Annotated in this window: 2 protein-coding genes and 2 pseudogenes; all 4 read right to left on the bottom strand. The window is 66.0% G+C overall.

Annotated elements, in window-relative coordinates; all coding sequences use genetic code 11:
* A pseudogene (locus tag A5906_RS44665) lies at positions 1-255 on the bottom strand (caspase family protein); the annotation flags it as partial.
* A gap of 1 nt (position 256) precedes the next feature.
* Positions 257-1,505, bottom strand: a pseudogene (locus tag A5906_RS44670) (caspase family protein); the annotation flags it as partial.
* A 188-nt stretch (positions 1,506-1,693) separates the two neighbouring features.
* Entirely contained in the window at positions 1,694-2,461 is a 768-nt protein-coding gene (locus A5906_RS18820) for a carbonic anhydrase (RefSeq protein ID WP_080136888.1), read from the bottom strand.
* A gap of 249 nt (positions 2,462-2,710) precedes the next feature.
* The coding region (gene dnaE / locus A5906_RS18825) for a DNA polymerase III subunit alpha (RefSeq protein WP_245326785.1) at positions 2,711-5,279 on the bottom strand (2,569 nt) is incomplete at its 5' end.

The raw sequence follows: 5,279 nt of genomic DNA on the forward strand, positions 1-5,279 counted from the left end.
GGCGCCAGATTGGCCGGTCCTGCCCCGGCTCCCGCAGCAGGCGCGGGCGCCGGTGCCTGATTGATCACGGTGTTGATGACCGTGGTGTTGTGGATGTTGTTGAAGATGATGTTGTTCGGCGGCGGCGCGACATAGACCGGCGGCTGGACAAACGCCGGGATCGGCACGAACACCGGTTGCGGCAACACGAACAGACCGACCACGGGCAGCGGCGGCGGCAGTACGACGAAGTCCGGCGGCGGCGGCGGCAGATAANAATAGACCGGCGGCGGCGGTGGCGGCGCGAAGCCGAAATCGGGGTCGCTGAAATACAGCACCGGGCGATCAACATAGACCACCTCCTCCGGCGGCGGTGGCGGCACGTCGTAATCGATCATCGCAAAGCTCGGCGGCGGCTCGACCGGCGCGGTGAGGACCGCAAGGCGGCGTCGCGCATCGCCCGCATGCGGGCCGCGCGGATAGCGGCGCAGATACGACCAATAGGCCTCCGGCGTGTCGGTGCGGTACGTGCGCCGCCAGGTGATCGCCTCGCGGCGCGCCGCGACGATTACCGTCACGCGCTTGGACATCGGATCGTTCGGATAGGCCGCAAGAAACTCCTCATAGGCCGGCAGCGTGTCGCGCGAGAGCGCGGCGGCATAGGCATCCTGCGCGCCGAGATCGCGGATCGGCTTGCTGCGGATCGCGGCGACCTGATCCGGTGCCGTCTCCGGCGGAGGCGCGTCGGGTCCGCGCTCGAAGAAGGAGAATGGCGCCGAGACCTTCTGCTCGTTCCAAGGCACCTGCGCGCCCTTGCTGGCCTCGTTGACGCGCAGACGGACACGGTCGAACACCTCGGGCAGCGACAAGCCGCCGGTGCGGATCATTTCCGCCAGCGACTGCGCGTAGATGCCATACGGCCCCGGCTCCTCCGGCGCCACCGTGCCGGGCGCGGCGTTGAAGGCGATCAGCATGTTCGGATCGGGCTCGACCAACGCCAGCCCGCTCGCGATCGGCTGCCCGCCCTCGATGAAGGGCTGCGCGCGGGCGGCGTCGAGCACGACGATGTTGGCCTTGAGCGGAATGGCCGCAAGCTGGCGCGCATAATCGCTGATGCGCAAGGCCTCGGTCGGAATATCGGTGTCGCGGGTGATGTTGGAATCGACCGGGATGAAATAGTTCTCGCCGGCGAGCTGCACGCCGTAGCCGGCCAGATAGACCATCGCGACGGTACCGGGTCCCGACGCCTGCGCCTTCTGAACGAAATCGCGAAAACTCTTGCGCAGCGTGTCGCCGTCGAGGTCGCGGGCGCCGACGACGTCGAAGCCCGCCGCCTGCAGCGTCTGCGCGATCAGACCGGCATCGTTCGCGGTCGTCGCCAGCGGCGACTTGGCGTAAGCGCCGTTGCCGACCACGAGCGCGATGCGCTTTTCCTGCTGCTGCGCCCGCGCGTGATGCGGCGCGCCCGCGGCGAGGACCACCATCGGCAGGAGAAGGCAGATGAAAACTTTGAGCGTCCCACGCATGGCTTGCTTGCCCGCTTTTGTCGTTGGTTGAGGTCCCAGCGTGCATGAAACGCCCCGCTGGCTGAATGGCTCTTGAACGAAAAGCGCGGATTGAGGCGGCGACATGGCGCCCCCACCTCATATCAAACCCTGCGTCAGGCCCGCGCAAGCCTTGCGGCCGCACTGCGGCGCGAGCCGCGTCGGCCCGTTCAGTCCTGGATCAGGTCGACCGTTCCCGTCGCAAGCCGGTAGATGCCGCCGACCACCTTGAGCTTGCCCTGTTCCACGGCTGCGTTGAGGATCGGCGCGGCCGATTTCAGCTTGGCGACGTTGTCGATCACGTTCTGTCGGATTGCCTTGTCGAGCACCTCACCGCCCTGCTGCATCGCAGCCTTGGCAGCCGGCGCGATCGCCTCGACCAGCGAGGGAATATGCCCCGGCGGCGACGTGTTGTCCCTGATCGCCTTCAGCGTCGCATCGACCGCGCCGCAGGCATCATGGCCGAGCACGAGGATCAGCGGCGTGTTCAGCACCGCCGCCGCATATTCCATGCTCGCGATGGTCTCGGTGCCGGCAAAATTTCCGGCGACGCGACAGACGAAGAGATCGCCGCGGCCGGTGTCGAAGGCATATTCCGGCGCGATGCGCGAGTCGGCGCAGCTCAGGACGGCCGCGAACGGGTTCTGGCCACCGGCGAGCGCCTCACGCTCGTGCTTGAAATCGTGGCGCCGCGACACGCCCTCGACGTAGCGCACATTGCCCGCCATCAGTCGCTTCAAGGAAGCGTCGGCCGACAGCACGTTCTGCGGCTTGGGCGGAGCCTTGGTTTCCTTGGCCAAGGCGCGGTTGGCGAAAGCCCCGCCCGTGAAAGTCATGCCAAACGCAGCGGCGCCAAACAGCATCGCGGACCGCCGTGACGGCGCGATGTCTTGATCCAGAGATTGATGATGCAGAGATTCAGGGCACTTGTCGCACATGTGATGTTTCCCCCGCTGGAGTGGACGAATGGAAGCGTCGCGATGATACGTGCGCCGATATGAAGAAATCACCAAACTTAATCGATGCAACTTATGCTTGCTGCACCGCAATCATGCTGTAAAGCCGAAGCGCTCGCTCGCCTCACGCGCAGCGGCTGCGCAGAGCTGCACGCGCCCGCTTATATTCGCGACCGGCTGCCAGCGCATGAACCCAAGCGCGATGACGATACTTCCAAATCGCATCGCGCTCTAGAGCTGCTGCACGTCGACGACGCCCGCGACCGCCTTGATCGCGCCGGCAATCTGCGGCGAGACCTTGAAGCGGCCGGGCAGCTTCATCTCAACTTCGGTCTCGAGATCGAGCATCAACACCAGCGAGACTTCGCCGTCGCCATTGGCGCGCGGCGCGATGCCGGGACTGCCGACCTTGGGCGCGGCGCCGTTCGAGACGGCCATGTCGGGGCCGGCGAGACGCTTGGCGATCGAGTCAAGCGGCTTGGTATCGCGCAGGAAGATGCGCAGGCCCTTCTGCGTCTTGGCGGCGGCGTCATCGAGCGGTTCGGCGTGCAGCACGCGCGCGCGCACGTCTTCGCCCTGCAGCTCGGCGCCTAGCTGAAGCAGCACGGCGGCGCCCGGCTCCAGCACGTCGCGATATTGCGCGAGGCCTTCGGAGAACAGCACGGCCTCGAAATGGCCCGTGGGATCGGACAGCCCCATGATGCCCATCTTGTTGCCGGTCTTGGTGCGCCGCTCCATGCGCGAGACTACGGTAGCCGCGACCTTGCCGGCGGTGGCGCCGGTCTTTACCGCGCGCGAGAACTCGGCCCAGCTCTGCACCCGCAGCCGCTTCAGGACGGTGGCGTAATCGTCGAGCGGATGACCCGACAGGAAGAAGCCGATGGCGTCGTATTCGCGGCGCAGCCGCTCGGCCGGCAGCCAGGGCTCGATCTGCGGCAGCATGATCGTCGGCGCGTCCGCCGACATGCCGAACATGTCGTTCTGGCCGATGGTCTCGGCCTGATGCGCGCGCTGGCAGGCGGCCAGGATCGAGTCGGCGCCTGCGAAGACGCGGGCGCGGTTCGGCTCCAGCGTGTCGAAGGCGCCGGCGGCGGCGAGACTCTCGATGATGCGCTTGTTGATCGCGCGCGGATTGACGCGCGCGGCGAAGTCGGCGAGCGAGGTGAACACACCCCGCTTCGTGCGCTCCTCGATGATCTGCTCGATCGCCTGGATACCGACGCCCTTGAGAGCGGCGAGCGCGTAGTAGATGGTCTTCTCGCCGACCTCGAAGGTCGCGCCCGAACGGTTGATGTTCGGCGGCTCGACCTTGATGCCGAGGCGCTGCGCCTCGGAGCGGAATTCGGAGAGCTTGTCCGTGTTGTTCAGATCGAGCGTCATCGACGCCGCGATGAACTCCACAGGATAATGCGCTTTCATATAGGCGGTGTGGTAGGACACCAGCGCATAGGCGGCCGCGTGGCTCTTGTTGAAGCCGTAGTCGGCGAACTTGGCGAGCAATTCGAAGATGGTCTCGGCCTGCCCCTTCGGCACGCCGTTCTTCACGGCACCCGCGACGAAGATATCGCGCTGCTTGTCCATCTCGGCGCGGATCTTCTTACCCATGGCGCGGCGCAGCAGGTCGGCGTCGCCGAGCGAATAGCCCGACATCACCTGCGCGATCTGCATCACCTGTTCCTGGTAGATGATGACGCCGAAGGTCTCCTTCAGGATCGGCTCCAGCACGGGATGCAGATATTCCGGCTCCTCGTCGCCATGCTTGCGCGCGCAATAGGTCGGGATGTTCGCCATCGGGCCCGGGCGATAGAGCGCGACGAGGGCAATGATGTCCTCGAAACGGTCGGGGCGCATGTCGACCAGCGCGCGCCGCATGCCCTGGCTTTCAACCTGGAACACGCCGACCACCTCGCCGCGCGCCAGCATCTGGTAGCTTTCGGCATCGTCGATCGGCAGCGTGGCGAGATCGACATGGATGTTGCGCGGCTTCAGCAGCTTGCATGCGACGTCGAGTACGGTCAGCGTCTTCAGGCCGAGGAAGTCGAATTTGACGAGGCCCGCCGGCTCGACCCATTTCATGTTGAACTGGGTCACCGGCATATCCGACTTCGGATCTCGGTACATCGGCACGAGTTCGCTCAAGGGGCGATCGCCGATCACGATGCCGGCCGCGTGCGTCGATGCATGGCGCGTCAGGCCTTCGAGGCGCTGGGCGATGTCGAAGGCACGCGCCACCACCGGGTCTTCGTCGCGGAACGCCTGGAGCTTCGGCTCGCTCTCGATCGCGGCGGCCAGCGTCACCGGCGCCGCAGGATTCTGCGGCACCAGTTTCGTCAGCTTGTCGACCTGGCCATAGGGCATCTGCAGCACGCGGCCGACGTCGCGCAGCACGCCGCGCGCCTGCAGCGTACCGAAGGTGATGATCTGCGCCACCTGGTCGCGGCCGTAGCGCTCCTGCACGTATTTGATCACCTCGCCGCGGCGGTCCTGGCAGAAGTCGATGTCGAAGTCCGGCATCGAGACGCGTTCCGGATTGAGGAAGCGCTCGAACAGCAGGCCGAACTTGATCGGGTCGAGGTCGGTGATGGTCAGCGCCCAGGCGACCAGCGAGCCTGCGCCGGAGCCGCGGCCCGGCCCGACGGGAATGCCGTGCGCCTTGGCCCATTTGATGAAGTCGGACACGATCAGGAAGTAGCCCGCGTACTTCATGCGCATGATGACGTCGAGCTCGAACGCCAGGCGCTTGTTGTAGTCCTCTTCCGTCGTGCCCTGCGACAGACCGTGCACGCGCAGGCGGTTGGCG

Origin of the sequence: Bradyrhizobium sacchari (assembly GCF_002068095.1) — a bacterium.
GTDB lineage: Bacteria > Pseudomonadota > Alphaproteobacteria > Rhizobiales > Xanthobacteraceae > Bradyrhizobium > Bradyrhizobium sacchari.